We start from the raw sequence: 16576 nt of genomic DNA on the forward strand, positions 1-16576 counted from the left end.
GCGCGTCGTTTGGTTGCAGGGCGTCGTCAAGTCGCCCGCCGGAGCGGCCGATGGCGGTCTTTCGAGGCGAACTGTTGGACGTAAGGCGCGACATCGAACGGGGCCTCGCCTGTTATGGCCGTGGCGCGGTGTTGGAGGCACTCGATGCCTGGCGGCACGCGCTTGCCCTGTCCCCCGCGAACGAAGAGGCCCAGCGCCTCGTGGAGCTGGTGGAGCGCCGGCTTGCGACGGGGGCCTCTCAGCCCTTGCAGCGGGGCCGGCGGGGCTCAGGAGCGACGGGGGCCGCGCCTGACGCGGTCGTGGAAAACGATCTGACCCCGGTCTCGCCGATCTCGGCATGGCTGGCACCCAGCACACACCCCACCGAGCTCGAGCTGATGGTGGCGGGGGAAGAGGGCGCTCCCGTCAAAACGGCGCACGAGAACACCACACGCCCCGTGATGGCCGATGGCCCGCCGCCCGTACGTCGGCCGCAGTCCACGGCCTCCGATCGCGTCCAGTTCCAGTTGGATCAGTGCCAACGCTTCCTGCACCAAAACGACACGAAGTCTGCGGCGACGGCGGCAGAGCTGGCGTTACAGGCTGCAGAGAGCAGCGATGATCCTCAGGCCTGGGCCCTGGTGGGGCCCCGCCTGTCGCTCATCGAGCGGGCGTTCGCCAGCGCCCTGGGCCCGAAGAGCAACGTGCCCTTTTTGGCGCGATCGATCCACGGATTGGATGCACCCCCGATGGACCACCGCGTGGGCTTTTTGCTCTCCTGCATCGATGGCCAGACCGACGTGGCCACGCTGCTCGACATCTGCGGTATGCCGCGGCTCGAGGCCTTGCGCGCGCTCACCGCATTTTATCACCGGGGCTTTTTGCGCATGCGCTGAGCGCCCGAGGGGGCGTGTGCAGCGGTGCGGTCCTCAGCCCTCGGCGACCTCGCGCGACCCGAGCTCGTCGATCCACTCGTTGCTTTGCAGCTCTTCGCCGAGCGTGCTCAGTTCGTTGACGAGGGGGCTGCCGGGCCGCAGCGCTTCGCCTGCGGCTTCAAGCCGGGAGCGAGCCTCCATCTGCATCGGCAACAAAGCCACCAAGCGCCGCAGCTTCGTGGCGGTCTTCTCGATGAGGAAGGAGATGTCCGAAGACAGCTTCTTGGCTTGCTGGACGGGGAACAGATCGAACGTGGCGTCCGGCGCGGGAGGGTCCACGGCCTCGAGTTCGGTGGAGGTCACGAACGAGGGCATGTACATCTTGAGCGTCTCTTCTTCGGTCACCACAATCGAAGGTGCGGCAGGATCGGGACGCGCCTCCATCTGGACGTCGACGTCCATGTCGATCGCCACATCGTCCGACTCCACGTCGACCGCGAAGTCGATGGGCGTTTTGCTGCGCGACTCGAGCTGCTCCAGGATGCCCTGCAACTCTTGGTCGAGCGGCGCCAAGTCGAGCGCGCGGTGAAAGGTGTCGAGCGCCTCGAACATACGGCCTTGATCGCGGTGCACACGCCCGAGTGCCTTGAGCAGAACCGCGGCCTTGTCTTTCTTGCCGATGAGATCGAAGGCCTGCGCCATCAGGTCCAGGATTTCGGCGTCCTTGGGGGCCTCGTCGTAGCACATGCGAAGACGGGCCAGGGCGAAGCGTCCGTTTCCACGTACGAGGTAGCCCTTGGCAATCTCTCGGGCGAGCTGGGTGTTGCCGGGCTCCTCCTTCAGCACTTGCTCACAGACGCGAAGGTATTCGTCGATGCGACCTGCCTTTTTCAGAAGCTTTGCGGCGGAGCGCAGCTTCTCGAGGGCTTCGTCTTTGTGGCCGAGGGCCATGGCCGTCTCGGCGAAGCGCATCTGAATGCGCACGTCAGAGGGGTTGAGCTTGAGAATGCAGCGCAGGGCATGGAGGGCCTCGTCGCTACGCGCTTGGAGCTGACAGACCTTCAGCAGCGATTCATACTGCAACGTGGCGTCGGACATGAGGCCCAGCTGGCCCGAGAGTTCGGCGACGTTGCGAAGCGCATCGAGATCGTCGGGCACCAGAGCAAGAACGTTTTTGTAGAGCGCGAGTGCGTGACGCAGGAACCCCTTGCGTACGTGGATGGCGGCTGCGTTGCGGTACGACTCGACGGCGTCGCGACCGTCCCCCAGCCGCGTTTGAAGTTCTGCGATGCGCAGCCAGGTTCGCGCGTCATCGGGGTCGCGCTGAACCACGGCATGAAACTCTTCGAGGGCCCGCCTGAAGCTGCCCTTTTCGAGTTGCCGGCTGCCCCGCTCAACGTGCCTTTCGACGGTGTTTCTACGCATGTCGCATCGTTTCCAGGTGGCGAGGTCGCAGCCACGCGCTCCTTACCATCGGCGCTCTGGGGTCCACGGTTGAGATCCAATCGAAGGCCGTGGAGCGCGCGCGCTACCCGTGGCACGTCCCGGGGACGTGACGAGGCGTGGGGCCACCCGGGCACGCCGGTGACGCATGAGAAAACCCGCCGCCGGCGGGGCCCTTCATCCCAAGCGCTGGCGGGGCGAAGGGCCCCGGCACGAGGCGTGCAGCCCATGAGTTCCGAGAAGTTCGGAACGACAACGAACGGGACAGCAGGGGAGGAAGAACCATGAGAACGAGAGTGTATTCGGTCTGGGGACCGCTAGTGCTCGGCGCCAGCTTGAGCGCGCCAGCCGTGGCGGCAGAGAATATGAATCAGACGGGCACGGAGGGTCGTGGGGGCAGCCAAGGCCACTCTGCCCAAAACGGAGTGTTGTCTCTCACGCTATCTCACCTCGAGTTTCTCAGCGAAGATCACCCTGACAGGGGGTTGATTTCTCAGATTGGAGGGTGGGTGCGTGCCGGGTTGGATAAGGGCACAAATGGAGAAGCCCCGGCGCGGTTGAGGCGAAGCCGGGGCTGATTTGGGGATTCTTCTCGGGGTTCAGAAGGGCAGGTCGAGCTGGTCGCAGGCGTTGTCGATGGCCACGTGCCTGTATTCCCTGATCGCGGTGCGCAAGTCGACACAGCGAAAGAGAAGGAGGTACGCCGAGCGCGCTTGCGGTGAGAGCGGCTCACCAAAGGCCAGCCCGCCCAGGGTTAGGTCTGGATGCGCTGCGTGTAGCTGTTGGGCAGCAGCTGCGAGCGTGGCGTCCAGGGCGGCAAGGACGCCGATCGCGGGCGCGACACAAAGCTCGTCGAGCCCGGGCTGGATGATGGGACCAGCCTCCAATGGAATCGTAGTGCCCATGGTCACCCGACCTCCGGCAAAGCTGCCTGGACGTGCTCGACAGTCACGGATTTGGCCCGTGCGAGAGCTGCGGCCATGAGGGCGTGGTGAGCAAGGAGGTTCACTTTTCGTGGCAGACCTCCTGTGGCCTGGAAGGTTGCCTCGAGGGCTGCGGGATCAAAGAGCGGCAGCTCGGTCCCCGCGAGGCGAAGCCGGTGAGCAAAGTATCCGGACAGCTCCTCACGGGAAAGACCTGCGAAGTGATAGCGCATGACGATGCGCTGGCTGAGCGCCTCGTAGACAGCCATGCCCAGTCGACGACGCAGCTCAGATTGTCCCACCAGCAGCAGGCAAAGCCGATTCTCTGCGTCCATTTGGTAGTTGGTCAGGAGCCTGAGGTCTTCGAGCACGTCAGGCCTGAGATGATGGGCCTCATCGACGATGAGGATGGGGCGACACCGTGCCTCGGTGGTCAGGCGTGTGACCTCGGTTCGGATCTGCCGATACACGGCGGCACGGTTGCGCTCGGTGGGCAGGCCCATTTCCCAGGCGATGGCTTTGTAGACGTCCATGACGTTGCCGGTCGAGTGGGCGACGTAGACCACCTTGTGTAGCCCCGTGTGCAGTCCCGAGACTACCTTGCGACAGGCAGTGGTCTTCCCGCTGCCGCTGTCGCCCGTGACGAGGCCGATGCCCCTCATCTCGATGAGGTGATTGAGGCGGACCGACAGCTCCTGACTTGCAGATGAGACAAAGAGGTCATCAGGCTCGACCTCCTTGCCGAAGGGATGGCGGTTCAGGCCGAAGTGCTTGCGGTACATCATCGCTCTCCTTGGTCGTGGTGCTCGACGACGTCGAAGTCGCGCAGGCGAAGTCCTTCTGGCGGATTCGGTGCAACGCGGTCGGCACGCAGGACGGAGCGCACCTCGTTGTCGCGTTTGACGAAGCAGTTGGCATACGCATCGACGGGTTTGGCCAGGCCGACTTTGCGCCCCTTGACCCAGAGCTCGACGGGCTTGCCGACCCGGCTCGGGTCGAAGCGCAAAGAGACGGTTTCGCCGACGAGCGAAGCGTCCACCTCATAGACGACGCCCCGCAAGCTGACGGTCCTGTCTTTGTGTACCTTGCGCTTTTCCTCGAAGAGAAAGAGCGCACTGAAGTCTGCGCCGATGTCCGGCAGCCGCACCTCGTCGCAAGCGCGAGCCCAGCGCTCGAGCGGGGTCTCGCCATCAAGGCCTCTGTGAGGGGCCTGGTGGTACTCCCCCTCGACCCAGGTCCAGAGCTTGCGGTTGAGGGCTTCGAGGCTCGCAGTGTCTCCTTCGGCGAGGGTGCCAAGGCATTGCCGGCGCACCTCGCGGTGCCAGCGCTCCTGCTTGCCCTTGCCCTGGGGCTGGTAGGGGCGTGCATGGATGAGAGTCACGCCCAGCCTGGCACAGACGAGGGACAGATGATGCGACCGATATGCTGCCCCGTTGTCGACGTAAAGCCGCAGGGGAAGTCCACGCCGTCGCAGCGCTTGCTCGAAGACGGGCATGAAACAAGAGACGTTTTCGCCGAGCGCGAAGGCAGCGTACGGGACGACTCGGGTGGCGTCGTCCATGAATGAGATGAGATACGTCTTTTGGCGGCGCTTGCCTCCGATCAGCACGGACGGTCCGTGCATCACGTCGCTCATCCACATCTCCCCCGCCTTCGCGAAGGCGAAGCGACGGCGGTCGTTGCTCGTTGGCGTCTCGGGCTTGCGAGCCATCAAGCCTGCACGAGAGAGCACCCGATGCACCGTGGCTGGCGCCAGCTCCAGGTCCTGTGGTACCTCGCCCGAGGCTCGCACGGCATCGATGACCATGCGCACAGACAGTGCGGGCCTGTCTTCCTTGACCATGCACAGAAGGTCCACGATGGACTGTGGGATCTTGCGTGCCTGCCCCTCGTCACTGCGCGCCTTGGGCATCAGGGCATCGAAGCCGCCGTGGCGATAGGCCTTGAGCCAGTCTCTGATGGTTTCGGCAGCGATACGGCTCCTGCGTGAGCCGGGGATGTCGTAGGTGCGGTCCGCCTTCTTTGCGATTTGCTCGCCCAGGCCTCGCTTGCCTTTGGGCCAGTGCAATAGGTCGGCAATCACACCATAGCGAAAGAGCGCGACGGCCTTGCGTCGCTCGTTGTCGTCGGCTTGGGTGTCCATGTTTTCTCCTCGGCGCCCGTGGTTTTGGCGGTGAGCGCCTATGCCTCGACCACTACAGGCGTTAGGGCGGCGGGTCTGGCCCCGTTTCGTGTTCGCGAGGTGTCCACAGTCTGCTGGCGGCTCGACTGCGGGGGCCGAATCCGACTGGCGCGGGCAAGGCGCCAAGCTGCTTCTCGGATTCGGCTCGTACGTGCCGCAGTACCGGAGTGCCCAGACGCTGGCGGACCTCAGCGAGCGTGGGCTCGCAGTTGCCGAGCAGCGCGGGCGTCGAGGTCACCAGCACCAGCAGGGCCGCCCGGGTGGCGCTGTAGCGGCGGCGCACCCATCGCACCGCCCCGGGCAGTTCGATGTCTGGCCGCAGCCGATCGGCGGCTGCCTCTATCGACGGCGCGGCCTCCACCGCGGTCACCACGGCCTCGACCTCCTCCAGGGAGCCACTGAGCCGAGACGCCAAGCAGTCGGGCAACAGGCTGAAGGTCCGATGTGCCGTCGGGCAGTAGTACCGGGCCACCCGCATCCCAGCTGGCTCCACCCGGGCGTAGGTCCCGAGGCTGCGAAAGCCACATTTGCTACCAGATCCGTGCGCCGGACACCGCTCGAGCCTTGCCTGTTGCCAGCCTTCCTGCTTAACGTATTGCTCGCTGGTCAGTACTGTCGCTTGGCGCAACTGCACGACCGGCCAAGGGCTCGCACGGTTGCCTCCGTGGCGGGCCCAACCTTTTTCTGGGGTCCCAAGGGCGGGCGTTATGCCTGCCGGCCGGTAGCCTCACCCAGATCCCCGTTTCCCGCAAAAAGCCACCTCACCCTTCTTCCGCTTTCCGCCCCCTCATCACCAAAACCACCAGGGACCCAGTGCGGGAATTCCTTCCTGGGGGTTTACGGATTTACGTGAGACCTAACAACGGAGGCTCTACCGGTGACGATGTGAAGGTGGGCGCCACCAACGGATCGGAGAAGCCAGGTGTTCGCATGCGGCGAACGGCGGAGAAGGAGAAAGACGGCTCGGAAGGCAAAGCGCAGGGCGCTTGGATGAAGACCGGCGGGTCGTCCACGGCGGCCATGGGCAACGACGCGTTGCTACCGGAAGAGACCATCAACGCCGTTCAGACCGCACTGCAAACGGAGGGCTTCTATCAGGGTGAGGTCGACGGCATCGTGGGTCCAAAAACCTCGAACGCTTTGCGGGCGTATCAGCGGCAGCAGAATCTGGAGGCCACGGGCAGGCTCGATGCCGAGACGATCCGCCAGCTGGGCGTGAATCTTCCGGGTTCGGAGGTCCAACCGGTCCGGGGTGTCGACCAAGAGGCTGACATGCAGGGGCAAGGACAGGGAGGCAGCTCAGGGACGCGGGACGGCACCCTCGATACAACGCGGCCTTCCGATGGCACACAGCAGCCGCCGATGGAGCGGACATCGCCACCGACGTCTCCTGACGACGACGCCGATGACATGGAGATGACGCCACCTGACCTGGACGGCACGGACCCGGGTACCGGGTCTCCGGGCACGGGCACCGGGGGCGGCATGGACTCGGGTTCGACAGGCGGCGGTTACTGACGAGGCGGTCCGCAGCGTTCGGCGGGTTGCGACGGGCATTAGCCGGTCGTGAGCCATCCCGACGAAGCTGCGGGCCGGCCTCAAAATAGGGCTTCGTTACGGGCCCGGGCCCAACTGTCGAACACGGAGCTGGAGGGGCGTTCGAGTCCAGCCAGGCGGGACAGGGCATAGTCGATGGGTATCGCGAAGCCGAGATCGGGCCCATGGCGCAGAACGAAAGTCATGAGGCCAATCACGTGACCCTCCTCGTCGAACAAGGGTCCGCCTGAGTTGCCCGGATGGATGGGCAAATCCGTTTGAAGGTAGCGAAAGCGGCCGAAGCGTCGGCCGACGAAAGCCAGTCCGCCTTGAGCGACGCTGAAGTTCATGTTGGCCGGGCTACCGATGGTGAACACACGATCGCCCGGTGCACAGCGGGTCACAGATCCCAAAGACGCTGGACGCGCTGCAGGGGGAATCGCGTCGATTTGGAGGAGGGCGAGGTCGGCCGCGATGTCCGTGCTGACGACCTTGGCAGATTGCCACGCTTCGCCTGCGACGCTGACCCGAGGGACGGTGCCAGGCTCGAGCACGTGATTCACGGTCAGCACATGCCCCTGCGGGGAGACGAGTACACCGGCCCCGTAGGAGCGACCCGCGCGGATGCCCACCGCGGCATGCAACGCCCGGGAGATGGGCCGTTCGGTGACGGCGTGCAGCGGTGAGGGCAGCTGGGCGCGCACGTCGTCAGAGGGCGGAGCCGAGGCTTGGCCGGACACGGGGGTGATGGCGAAATCTTCGCGATCGCTCACGGGGGCAGCGTCGCGCCGCTCGGGTGCGTGCTGCCCGATGGCGTAGCCGGTGCCAAGGGCCAGGCCGAGACAAAGCATGTGGGAGGCAAAGCGGGGGAAGAGCAAGGCGACGGTTCCTCAGCGTTGCCAACTGTGAAATACAGGGAGCGCATGTGCACGAGCAAATGCATCACGATGTGCGCTTCGCGGGCTCGTGCGCCCGGACGGCGTCTCCAATGTCCACCATGTGGTTCATGGCCGTAACCAGCGCACCGCATGGGCCTATCGACAAGGCGCTGAGGCTTGCATGCGCGATCTCGAGACGTAGGAGGTGGTCGAGTGACACACCGAGGAAGTGAACCAACGCGGCGCGGATCACGTCGGCGTGACTCACGACGAGGGTCAGCGCTCCGGGGGATTGCACACAAACACTCATCAGCTCTGCGACCACACGTGCCTGGACGTCGAGCATGCGTTCGCCTCCTGGTGCCTGGCCCGCGCTTCTGAAGGTGTTCCAGCGTCGCCAGTTCGGCTCGTCCGCGAGGTCGGTGAAGCGCCGCCCCGTCCAGCGGCCAAAGTCTACCTCGGCGAGCGCAGGGCGTGGCTCGACCTCGGCGCCCAGGGCGGAAGCGAGGATACGCGCCGTTTCGTGGGCGCGAGGCAGTGGGCTCGTCAGCACGCGTTGGATCTTTGCGCCCGCGAGGTGGCGTGCGAGCGCGGCCGCTTGCGACTGTCCCCGCTCGGTCAACGACGTCAGGCTTCGCCCTGCGAGCGTGGCGGGGTCCGCTTGATGTTCGGCGTGCCGGACCAGGAGAAAAGGGGTTGTCGAATTCACGATGCTGTTTCTCCTCGATTGATGATCCCGACGTTGGGGCAGCGACGACCGCTCCTGACGCGGCGGCCGTAGGTGGGGCAGGGCGCTGCGCCCCAGGCTTGCTTGTAGGGCTCCGCACCGCGCAGCAGATCGAAAAGCTCGATGCCTTCGGCGACCGCTTGCTTGCGGACGTGTGCCATCACCAGGGCGCCGGGCCCGGCCGACGCGAAGGCGGGATCGAATCCGCCAAGGTACGCATAGAGCCTCCGCCTGGGCACGTGCTGCGCATCGGCAAAACCGTAGAACACCCCCGCGGGGCGGTCGCCGATGGCGAGGGTATAGAGCCGTACGAGCCCGCGGGCCGAAAGGCCTTTCAGCGCCCGGAATGGTTGTGTGCTTGGTGGCGGCACGCGGCGGGGATTCGCCGAAGGCACAAATAGACCTCTTCCTCAGGATGGTTGGCCAGCGCGAAGCCCGCAGAACGCAGCATGGCCTCGACGCAGGCGCGGTTCGGAATCCACCAGTTCGTCTCGTCGCCGCTGTACTTGTCCTCGACGAAGTGAAGCTTCGGGTATCCGGAAAGGTTAAAGTGCTCGAGTTCCCAAAAGGGGTAATCGGTCTCGATTCGGTTGACTTCCCTGCTGCCTCGCTGCATCGACTGAAATACCATCATGCCGTTCGGCGCAAGCGCGTACTCGTGGATGAGATCGAGGGCCAGAAGGGGGTGACGAAGGTGATACAGAACGCCCATGAACAGGACCACGTCGAAACATTCGCCCAGTGCTGCGACGTCGTAGACACTTAGATTCCTGAACTCGATGTCCTGATGTCCGGTGACCTCGGCTGCGAAGCGGGCTTGCTCGAGGTAGCTATCGTTCGAGTCGATCGCCACCACGCGGCTGGCGCCTCGCTTCTTCATCTCCAACGCATAGAATCCCGCATTGCATCCGATGTCGAGCACACTCCGGCCCGACAGATCTGCAGGCAAAGCGCCGGAAAATCTGTTCCACTTCACCGCGGGATAGTCCCCAAGGAAATGCTCGGGGGCCGTCTTGACGCCGTTGAGGTCGATGTTGTGGAACCACGTACCAAGGTCTCTGACCCTCTTTTCGACCTCGGCACGACTCGATGATGCGCTTGGGGCTCGGTGCGAGGACGGAAGGCTCATGTTTTTGTCTCCAGGCTCATGGCAAAAGTTGGCGTCGTGGGAGGGACGCTCGGGGGGCTGAATCTGCGTTCGTACGCAGGGCGCGACGAAGCGGAGGCCGAAGGAGGGGCACGTCCGAGCAGTAAACGGCTGGCTTCGCGGAATCCGTTCAAGGTGCCCACGTCGACGTACGCCTCGCCGCCTCGAACGCCGATGGCTCTTCCACCCCGAGCAAGGTATGCGTTGACCAGCGTTCCCACGAACTCGTCCCGGCGCCCGCGCGCCTGCCACGGGTCGTGCAGCTCGTGGAACACGTGGCCAGGGCTTTAGAATGCGCCCCAGACCCAATTGCCCGAAGGATCCGTCGGCTTGACCTGAATTTCCCGGATGGTGTCGTCGTCGTTGGTGATGACGATGTCGAATGCCGAAGGATCGGCCACGGGGAAGAGTAGGAACGACAAGTCGTTGTTGGCGAGCTTGGCCAGGCCGTTCTCTGGGAACCAGAGCGTATCCGGCAGGCACACCAGCACATGGTCTTCGGGTTGAATGAACGGCGCGGCTCGAAACAGGGCATCTCAGAGTCGAGATCGTAGAACGCCTTCCGCGGGCGCGGCGCGTCCAGCACGGCGTCAGTGGCGCTCTGCGCGTCGGGGCAGTAGGACGTGACGATGGCGAGATCGGCGTCTCTCAGGACCTCCGTCGCCCGGGAACGCACGGACGCCCAATCGCTGTAGAGCAGCAGCTGCGACGGAGCGGGCAGCGCGAGGACATCCCTGACGTTCGCGTAATACGGCACGTCCCGCTCGAAGAAGACGACCCGGTGGCCGCGGCGGGTGAGCGCACGGATGAGCCCGCGCCAAACAGTGGCGTGCCCGTTCCCCAACGAGGAGGAGACCGTGAGGCCGAATTTTGCAATCTTCATGCCGGACCCCAAGAGCCCTCTCCTCGCGTCGCCACCCATGTTGCTGCTCCTGCTTCTTGCAATTGTGAGGCCACATGCATCCCTTCGCGGAAGCCCGCACGGAAGCAGCAGCTTGGGAGGAGCCGGACAGGGCGTGTTTCTGCCACCCAGGGACGATCTCGTAACCTGGAGTCAACGAAGAAACGTGCGGAGCCGTCCGTCTTCCGCTTCGCCACGCTGAGCTTTGTCGTCTGGAATGGCCTTTGCTTAAGTCCGTTACACGCTGGGGACGAGACGAGGTAAGGGAGGGGCGGAATGTGGAGGACGATGCAGATGGCTGCGGTGGCCCTGCTTTTGGGCGGCTTGATGATCATCAGGCCCAAGGGCGGAGAGCTTCCGAGATTCGGGTGGACACCGTCTGTGTTCGCAGAGGCAGCAGGTCCCTTGAGTTGCTACGAGCAAGCTCAAGAGGAGACGCTGCTCAGTCGCAATGCAGCCCTGCGGCTGTGTCAGGGCGCTGTAGACGTTGGTCCCGTCCGGTGCTTCGATGCGGCCACGGACAACACCTTGCTGTCCGATGACCTGGCGGTCCTGCTGTGTCAGTGCGCGACAGACACCACGCCGGTGGCATGTTTCGAGCGTGCGCAGCGCGAGACCGACCTTTCCGATGAACGCATCGTGGGGTTATGTACCGCCCGCGTGATTGGGACTGTGGGTCCAAACTGCGCCAGGCTGTATTGAACGAGAGACGAACGGCAGTGCTCGCCGTGTCAGCGTTCCACGAGAATGCGGACTTCACCCTGCCGGGCCAGCACGGTCACCCCCACGTCATGCGGGTGACGGACCAACAGGAGGTCCACGGAGGCATTCCCTCCGACGGCCAGGCCCTCGATCCGGAGCTCGTTGATGAAGGGAGGCAGGACCGGATTCCGGAAGACCACCGTTTTGCGGGCTCCTTCCACGCTGAGCCCCAGGCAGGCAGCAAGCAGCATGTGCACCGCGCCCGCGGCCCAGGCCTGCGGCGCGCAGGCCACGGGGTAAAGGGTAGGGCCCTCACCATCGCGCGACGAGAAGCCGCAGAAAAGCTCGGGAAGCCTGTGCAGATCGAAGTAGGTGCTTGCCTTCCATAACCCCGAAAGCAGCTGCAGGGCGGCGTCGCGGCGACCGTAGCGAGCCATGCCGAGCGCCACGAGCGCATTGTCGTGGGGCCAGACCGAGCCGTTATGGTAACTCATGGGGTTGTAGCGAACCTCCCCGCGGGCCAGTGTGCGAAGACCCCAGCCCGAGAACATGCGGTCGCTCATCAGGTGGCGGACGAGGACGGCCACGCGCTCGGTCCGAGCGATCCCTCCGAAGAGCGCGTGCCCCGCGTTCGAGGACAGCACCCGACAGGGGCGCTTTTTGCCGTCGAGCGCCAGGACATAGGCGCCGAGCTCGTCGTCCCAAAAAGCCTCGTCGAAGCGTGCGCGAAGGCTCTCCGCGCGGGCCACGAGCTCGGCGGCGCGCGCAGGCTTTCCAAGGCTGTGCGCGAGATCGGCGGCCGCGCGGTAAGCGGCGTGGACGTAAGCTTGCACCTCGCACAGCGCGATCGGCGGCGCGGCGATGGTCCCGTCCTCGTAGAACACGGAGTCCTGGGAGTCCTTCCAGCCCTGCTGTTCGAGGCCGCCGCGGCTCTGGCGTGCGTATTCGACGAAGCCGTCACCATCGATGTCGCCAAAGTTCATGATCCAGTCCAGCGCCCGTTCCACGTGGGGCCAAAGCTCATCGGCGAGGTCGAGGTCGCCGGTATGCTTGACGTAGGCGCCGGCCAGATACACGAAGAGCGGGGTTGCGTCCACGCTGCCGTAGTAGAGACCGAAGGGAACCTCGTGGAGGTTACACATCTCACCCTCACGCTGTTCGTGGAGGATCTTGCCAGGTTGTGCGTCCCTTGACGGATCGGACTTGTGCGCTTGATGGGCGGCCAAGTGCTTGAGAACGCCCCGTGCTAGCTCGGGGTTCACCCAGAGCGTCTCGAATGCCGTAATGAGCCCGTCACGCCCAAACACATTGCTGAACCAGGGCACGCCGGCGTAGGGATAGGGGCCACTCGGCGTGGAGCTCGTCATCATCTGGAGATCGGCTTCCGAGCGCAGCAGCCACCGATTGAAGGGCTCACTGTCACTGGTCAAACGGCAGTGCTTCCCGCGCAGCTCCGCAATCTCTCTGCGGTTCTGCGCAAGAGCTGCATCGAACGTCGGCCTCGGGGCAGGCTCGGTATCACCCGTCTCGTAGGCGAAGCAGAGGTCGAACTGCGCGGCAGCTCCCGGTCGCAACTGCAAACGGAACAAACCGGAACGCGTCGTGAGCCTTGCGGGGGCAGGTGAGAAAGACACAACCAAGTCCCGGCGGAGGTCGTCGAGACCCACATAGCCGATTCTCACCGTGTCGCTGTCTCCTTGCGAGCCGGCGGGTCTTCCTCGCGCGGGCCGACGGTTGCCGCGGACCTCGAAGATATCGGCGAAGTCGACATCGAAGTGGATCGCGAGGTCGGTGGTCACGGCGGCCAGGCTGTAGTTCGTGACCGAGAGGCGCTCGTGGCAGGCGTTTCCCCACAAAAACTTCTGACGCTGAACGTGCAAGGATCCCCGTGTCACCACCACCTCTCCGTGGTCCATGAGATCCGGGTTGGTCAGATCCACGGTGAGCACGTCATTGTCCTCACGCACGTTCGAGCTCAGCAAAAATGGCCTTCGGGCGCCGATTCTGAGTTCGAGACGCGACAGGTAGCGCGTGCCGCCGCCATAAAGCCCTTGTTCACCGAGGCCGATGGGATGAACGTCACCGAAGCGGTCGAACACCCCAAAGGTGTTTCCGTGTTTGAGCACGCGCGTGCGATCGTCGGCCCGTGAGGACGTCGCCCGAATGTAGTACTCCCCTTGAATGTGTAAAACGTCGTCTTCCAAACGCCCTGGTTGCGGCTCGTCGTCGTTCACGTCATTTCCCCCTGGGTGCACCGGGACGCATGCCGCCTAAAGGGCGGACAGCCCCTTCACAGCCGATTTGTGACCCCGCACGGGACGGGTGGCCGCGAGGGACTCGTAGAGGTCCAGGTAGTCCCTCGCCATGCGCTCCGCCGAGAAGTGCGTCTCGAACCACGCACGACACGCCCTACGGGGCACTTGTCCGAGCGCCGACACGACCTCCACGGCCTCTTGCACGCTGGAGACGATGAAGCCGTTTTTCCCGTGCGCGATGATCTCGGGAACGGAGCCACAGTTGAAGGCCACCACGGGGGTGCCGCACGCCAGCGCCTCGATCATGACGAGTCCGAACGGCTCGGGCCAGTCGATCGGGAACAGGAGTCCGAGGGCGTTACCGAGAAACGCGGCTTTCGCGGCCTCGTCGATCTCGCCCACGAACTCGATGAGCGGGTGATCGAGCAGGGGTTCGATGTGCGTCTCGAAGTAGTGCCTGTCCTGGGCGTCCACTTTCGCGGCCAGTTTGAGAGGCAGGTTTGCACGTTTGGCGATCTCGATGGCGCGATCGGGGCGCTTTTCGGGGGAGACGCGTCCCACGAAGGCGAGATAACCGCCCCCTCCGTCGCCGAGCGGCAAGAGGTCGCGCGGGAGCCCGTGGTGCACGGTGCCCACCCAGTTGCACCAGGGCAGAGGCTGCCGCTGCGCATCCGAGATCGAGACCAGGGGTGTTTCGGGATAGTTCTTGTAGAGCGGCGCGAGCGCGGGAAGGTCCAGTCTGCCGTGCAAAGTGGTGACATGGGGAAGCCCCAGTCGGCTGACCAGGGGCAGGTGCAGGCAATCCACGTGGAAGTGCACGAGGTCGAAGTCGAGACTGCGCCGAAAGACGTCTTCCAACATGCCCAGATGGTGAGGGACCGCGTCCGTGCAGCCGCTCAACCGCAGGGCCCCTTCCACGCAGGGCACGAGGTGGGCTGACGTCCGGCTGTCACCGCTGGCGTACAGGGTAACGTCGTGGCCAAGACGCACGAGCTCTTCGGTCAGATACGAGACCACGCGCTCCGTTCCGCCGTAGAGTTTGGGAGGAACACTTTCGAAGAGCGGAGCGACCTGTGCGATCTTCATAATGCCTCGTTTCTGCTGGAGTGACGGCTGTGTCGAGAGTAACGAGTTTTGCAAAGCTCGGGCCAGGTACCTCCGGCGCCCGGGCGTCCCCCTGGGCGGCGGGGCTTCAAGCGGGCCGACACACGGCCTGCGCTTCGACGGCCAGGAAGGGCACCGGTAGGAACGCCGCGGGGTCCACGTGCAAGCGCGCGCCATAAATGGTACGACCGGGGCCCATGTTCGATCCGGTTGTCACTCTGCGCCAACGCTTCGCCACAGCCCTGCACGCCGCCTTCGGGGACGAAGTGGCCGGGACCGATCCCGCCATCCATCGCTCCGCACACGCCGACTACCAGGCCGATGTGGCGATGGCCCTCGCCAAGCGCCTCAAGCGCAGCCCGCGCGATGTGGCCCAGGCGCTGCTGGCCCAGCTGCAACCCGATGACGTGGTGGCCTCGGCCGAAGTGTCGGGGCCGGGGTTCATCAATCTGGCCCTGCAACCAGCCTACCTCGAAGCGTGCCTTGCCGGCATGAGCGCCGACGCCCGCCTGGGCGTTGCGAAAGCCGCCAATCCCGACACCGTGGTCATCGACCACTCGGCCCCGAACGTCGCCAAAGAGATGCACGTGGGCCACCTGCGCAGCACGATCATTGGTGACGTGATCGCCCGCGTGCTTGGGTTTGCAGGGCACAAGGTGATTCGACAGAACCACATCGGCGATTGGGGCACGCCCTTCGGCATGCTGATCGAGCACATGCTCGATACGGCCACCACGCAATCCGTCTCGTCCGTGCAGGAGTTGGTGGCGCTCTACAGAGCTTCGCGCGCCAAGTTCGACGCCGACCCCGCGTTCGCCGAACGGGCCCGTCACCGCGTGGTGCTGCTGCAAGGGGGAGACGAAGCCACGCGGGCGTTGTGGGGCAAGCTCATCGCGATCTCCGTCGAGCACTTCACCTCGCTTTACGAGCAACTCAACGTTGACCTCCGACCTCGGGACGTGCGGGGGGAGAGCGCCTACAACGACGACCTGGCAATCGTGGTGGCCGAGCTCGAAGCGCAAGGGCTTGCGCGCGAGAGCGAAGGTGCGATCTGCGTGTTTCCCGAGGGCTTCCTCGGCCGTGAGGGCGAGCCCGTGCCGCTCATCGTGCGCAAGCAGGACGGTGGCTACGGCTACGCCACCACGGATCTAGCCGCCGTACGCTACCGCGTGGGAACCCTTCAGGCCACGCGGATCGTGGTGGTGGTGGGGGCTCCCCAAAGTCAGCACTTGGCCATGGTCTTCGCCGTGGCCCGCAGCGCGGGCTGGGCACCCGCGCCGGTGCGGCTCGAGCACGTGGCCTTCGGATCGGTGCTGGGCCCCGACAAAAAGATGTTCAAGACCCGGGCGGGTGACACCGTGAGTCTTGCCTCGTTGGGCGAAGAGGCGGTGGAGCGGGCACGCAAGGCCGTAAGCGCTAAGTCTGCCGACCTGTCCCCCGAACGCCAGGAGGCCATCGCCCGCGCGGTGGGCATCGGCGCCGTAAAGTATGCCGATCTCTCGAACGATCGGATCAAGGACTACGTGTTCGACTGGGATCGCATGTTGGCCTTCGATGGCAACACGGCGCCTTACTTGATGTACGCTCACGCGCGCATCCGCTCGATTCTGCGCAAGGCAGAGGTGGTCGAGACCCAGCTTGGGCCCGCAACGCTCGAAGCCCCGCAGGAAAAGGCTCTGGCGCTCCAGCTGCTGCAGTTTGCGAGCGTCATCGACAAGACCGTCGAAACGCTGCAGCCGCATCGGTTGTGCTTGTTTCTCTACGATGTGGCCACGACGTTCACGGCCTTTTACGAGCACTGCCCGGTGTTGAAGGCCGAAGGCCAGGTGCGCGCGTCGCGCTTGGCGCTGTGTAGCGTGACGGCCCGTGTGTTGGGACAGGGGCTGGCGCTCTTGGGAATCGAAGCGCCCGAGCAGATGTGAGG

At 64.8% G+C, this 16576-nt stretch carries 16 protein-coding genes; 4 read left to right on the top strand and 12 right to left on the bottom strand.

Annotation, left to right across the window (positions count from 1 at the left end):
• Positions 1-50: 50 nt before the first annotated feature.
• A complete protein-coding gene (locus KA712_05570) occupies positions 51-875 on the top strand; it encodes a hypothetical protein (protein ID MCG5052408.1) in 825 nt (274 codons plus the stop codon).
• 33 nt (positions 876-908) lie between these two features.
• On the opposite strand, the gene KA712_05575 is transcribed toward KA712_05570, so the two are convergent.
• The 5 genes from KA712_05575 to KA712_05595 form a co-directional block, all read right to left on the bottom strand.
• Positions 909-2279 carry a tetratricopeptide repeat protein gene (locus KA712_05575; protein MCG5052409.1) on the bottom strand — a complete coding sequence of 457 codons (1371 nt, stop codon included), beginning with the start codon at positions 2277-2279 and terminating at the stop codon, positions 909-911.
• A gap of 617 nt (positions 2280-2896) precedes the next feature.
• A complete protein-coding gene (locus tag KA712_05580; GenBank protein MCG5052410.1) occupies positions 2897-3202 on the bottom strand; it encodes a hypothetical protein in 306 nt (101 codons plus the stop codon).
• A gap of 2 nt (positions 3203-3204) precedes the next feature.
• A complete protein-coding gene (locus KA712_05585) occupies positions 3205-4005 on the bottom strand; it encodes an AAA family ATPase (protein ID MCG5052411.1) in 801 nt (266 codons plus the stop codon).
• The gene (locus KA712_05590; protein MCG5052412.1) at positions 4002-5363 is read right to left on the bottom strand and encodes a DDE-type integrase/transposase/recombinase; all 1362 of its coding nucleotides are present in this window, start codon (positions 5361-5363) and stop codon (positions 4002-4004) included. Before KA712_05590 ends, KA712_05585 begins: the two co-directional genes overlap by 4 nt.
• Before the next feature lie 61 nt (positions 5364-5424).
• Entirely contained in the window at positions 5425-5880 is a 456-nt protein-coding gene (locus KA712_05595; GenBank protein ID MCG5052413.1) for a hypothetical protein, read from the bottom strand.
• Between the two features lie 371 nt (positions 5881-6251).
• Between KA712_05595 and KA712_05600 the strand changes: the two genes are divergently transcribed.
• Positions 6252-6920: a peptidoglycan-binding protein gene (locus KA712_05600; GenBank protein ID MCG5052414.1), complete on the top strand. Its 669-nt coding sequence runs from the start codon at positions 6252-6254 to the stop codon at positions 6918-6920.
• Between the two features lie 80 nt (positions 6921-7000).
• Here the strand turns inward: KA712_05600 and KA712_05605 are convergent, their stop codons facing one another.
• The 5 genes from KA712_05605 to KA712_05625 form a co-directional block, all read right to left on the bottom strand.
• Positions 7001-7816: a S1C family serine protease gene (locus KA712_05605; protein ID MCG5052415.1), complete on the bottom strand. Its 816-nt coding sequence runs from the start codon at positions 7814-7816 to the stop codon at positions 7001-7003.
• 64 nt (positions 7817-7880) lie between these two features.
• Entirely contained in the window at positions 7881-8525 is a 645-nt protein-coding gene (locus KA712_05610; GenBank protein MCG5052416.1) for a histidine phosphatase family protein, read from the bottom strand.
• Positions 8522-8914 (bottom strand): GNAT family N-acetyltransferase, encoded by a 393-nt coding sequence (locus KA712_05615; GenBank protein MCG5052417.1) that lies wholly within the window; start codon positions 8912-8914, stop codon positions 8522-8524. The genes KA712_05610 and KA712_05615 overlap by 4 nt, the downstream gene beginning before the upstream one ends.
• Entirely contained in the window at positions 8878-9672 is a 795-nt protein-coding gene (locus KA712_05620; protein ID MCG5052418.1) for a TIGR04290 family methyltransferase, read from the bottom strand. The genes KA712_05615 and KA712_05620 overlap by 37 nt, the downstream gene beginning before the upstream one ends.
• Positions 9673-9977: 305 nt before the next feature.
• The gene (locus tag KA712_05625; GenBank protein MCG5052419.1) at positions 9978-10181 is read right to left on the bottom strand and encodes a hypothetical protein; all 204 of its coding nucleotides are present in this window, start codon (positions 10179-10181) and stop codon (positions 9978-9980) included.
• Positions 10182-10867: 686 nt separating this feature from the next.
• Between KA712_05625 and KA712_05630 the strand changes: the two genes are divergently transcribed.
• The gene (locus KA712_05630) at positions 10868-11293 is read left to right on the top strand and encodes a hypothetical protein (protein ID MCG5052420.1); all 426 of its coding nucleotides are present in this window, start codon (positions 10868-10870) and stop codon (positions 11291-11293) included.
• Positions 11294-11322: 29 nt separating this feature from the next.
• Here the strand turns inward: KA712_05630 and KA712_05635 are convergent, their stop codons facing one another.
• Both KA712_05635 and KA712_05640 read right to left on the bottom strand, forming a co-directional pair.
• A complete protein-coding gene (locus KA712_05635) occupies positions 11323-13527 on the bottom strand; it encodes an amylo-alpha-1,6-glucosidase (GenBank protein ID MCG5052421.1) in 2205 nt (734 codons plus the stop codon).
• Between the two features lie 36 nt (positions 13528-13563).
• Positions 13564-14634 carry a glycosyltransferase family 4 protein gene (locus KA712_05640; protein ID MCG5052422.1) on the bottom strand — a complete coding sequence of 357 codons (1071 nt, stop codon included), beginning with the start codon at positions 14632-14634 and terminating at the stop codon, positions 13564-13566.
• 215 nt (positions 14635-14849) lie between these two features.
• Here KA712_05640 and argS point away from each other — a divergent pair, with 215 nt between their 5' ends.
• Positions 14850-16574, top strand: coding sequence for an arginine--tRNA ligase (gene argS / locus KA712_05645; GenBank protein MCG5052423.1), 1725 nt, complete (start codon positions 14850-14852; stop codon positions 16572-16574).
• Positions 16575-16576: the final 2 nt, after the last annotated feature.

It is taken from the genome of Myxococcales bacterium (assembly GCA_022184915.1).
GTDB lineage: Bacteria > Myxococcota_A > Polyangia > Fen-1088 > Fen-1088 > JAGTJU01.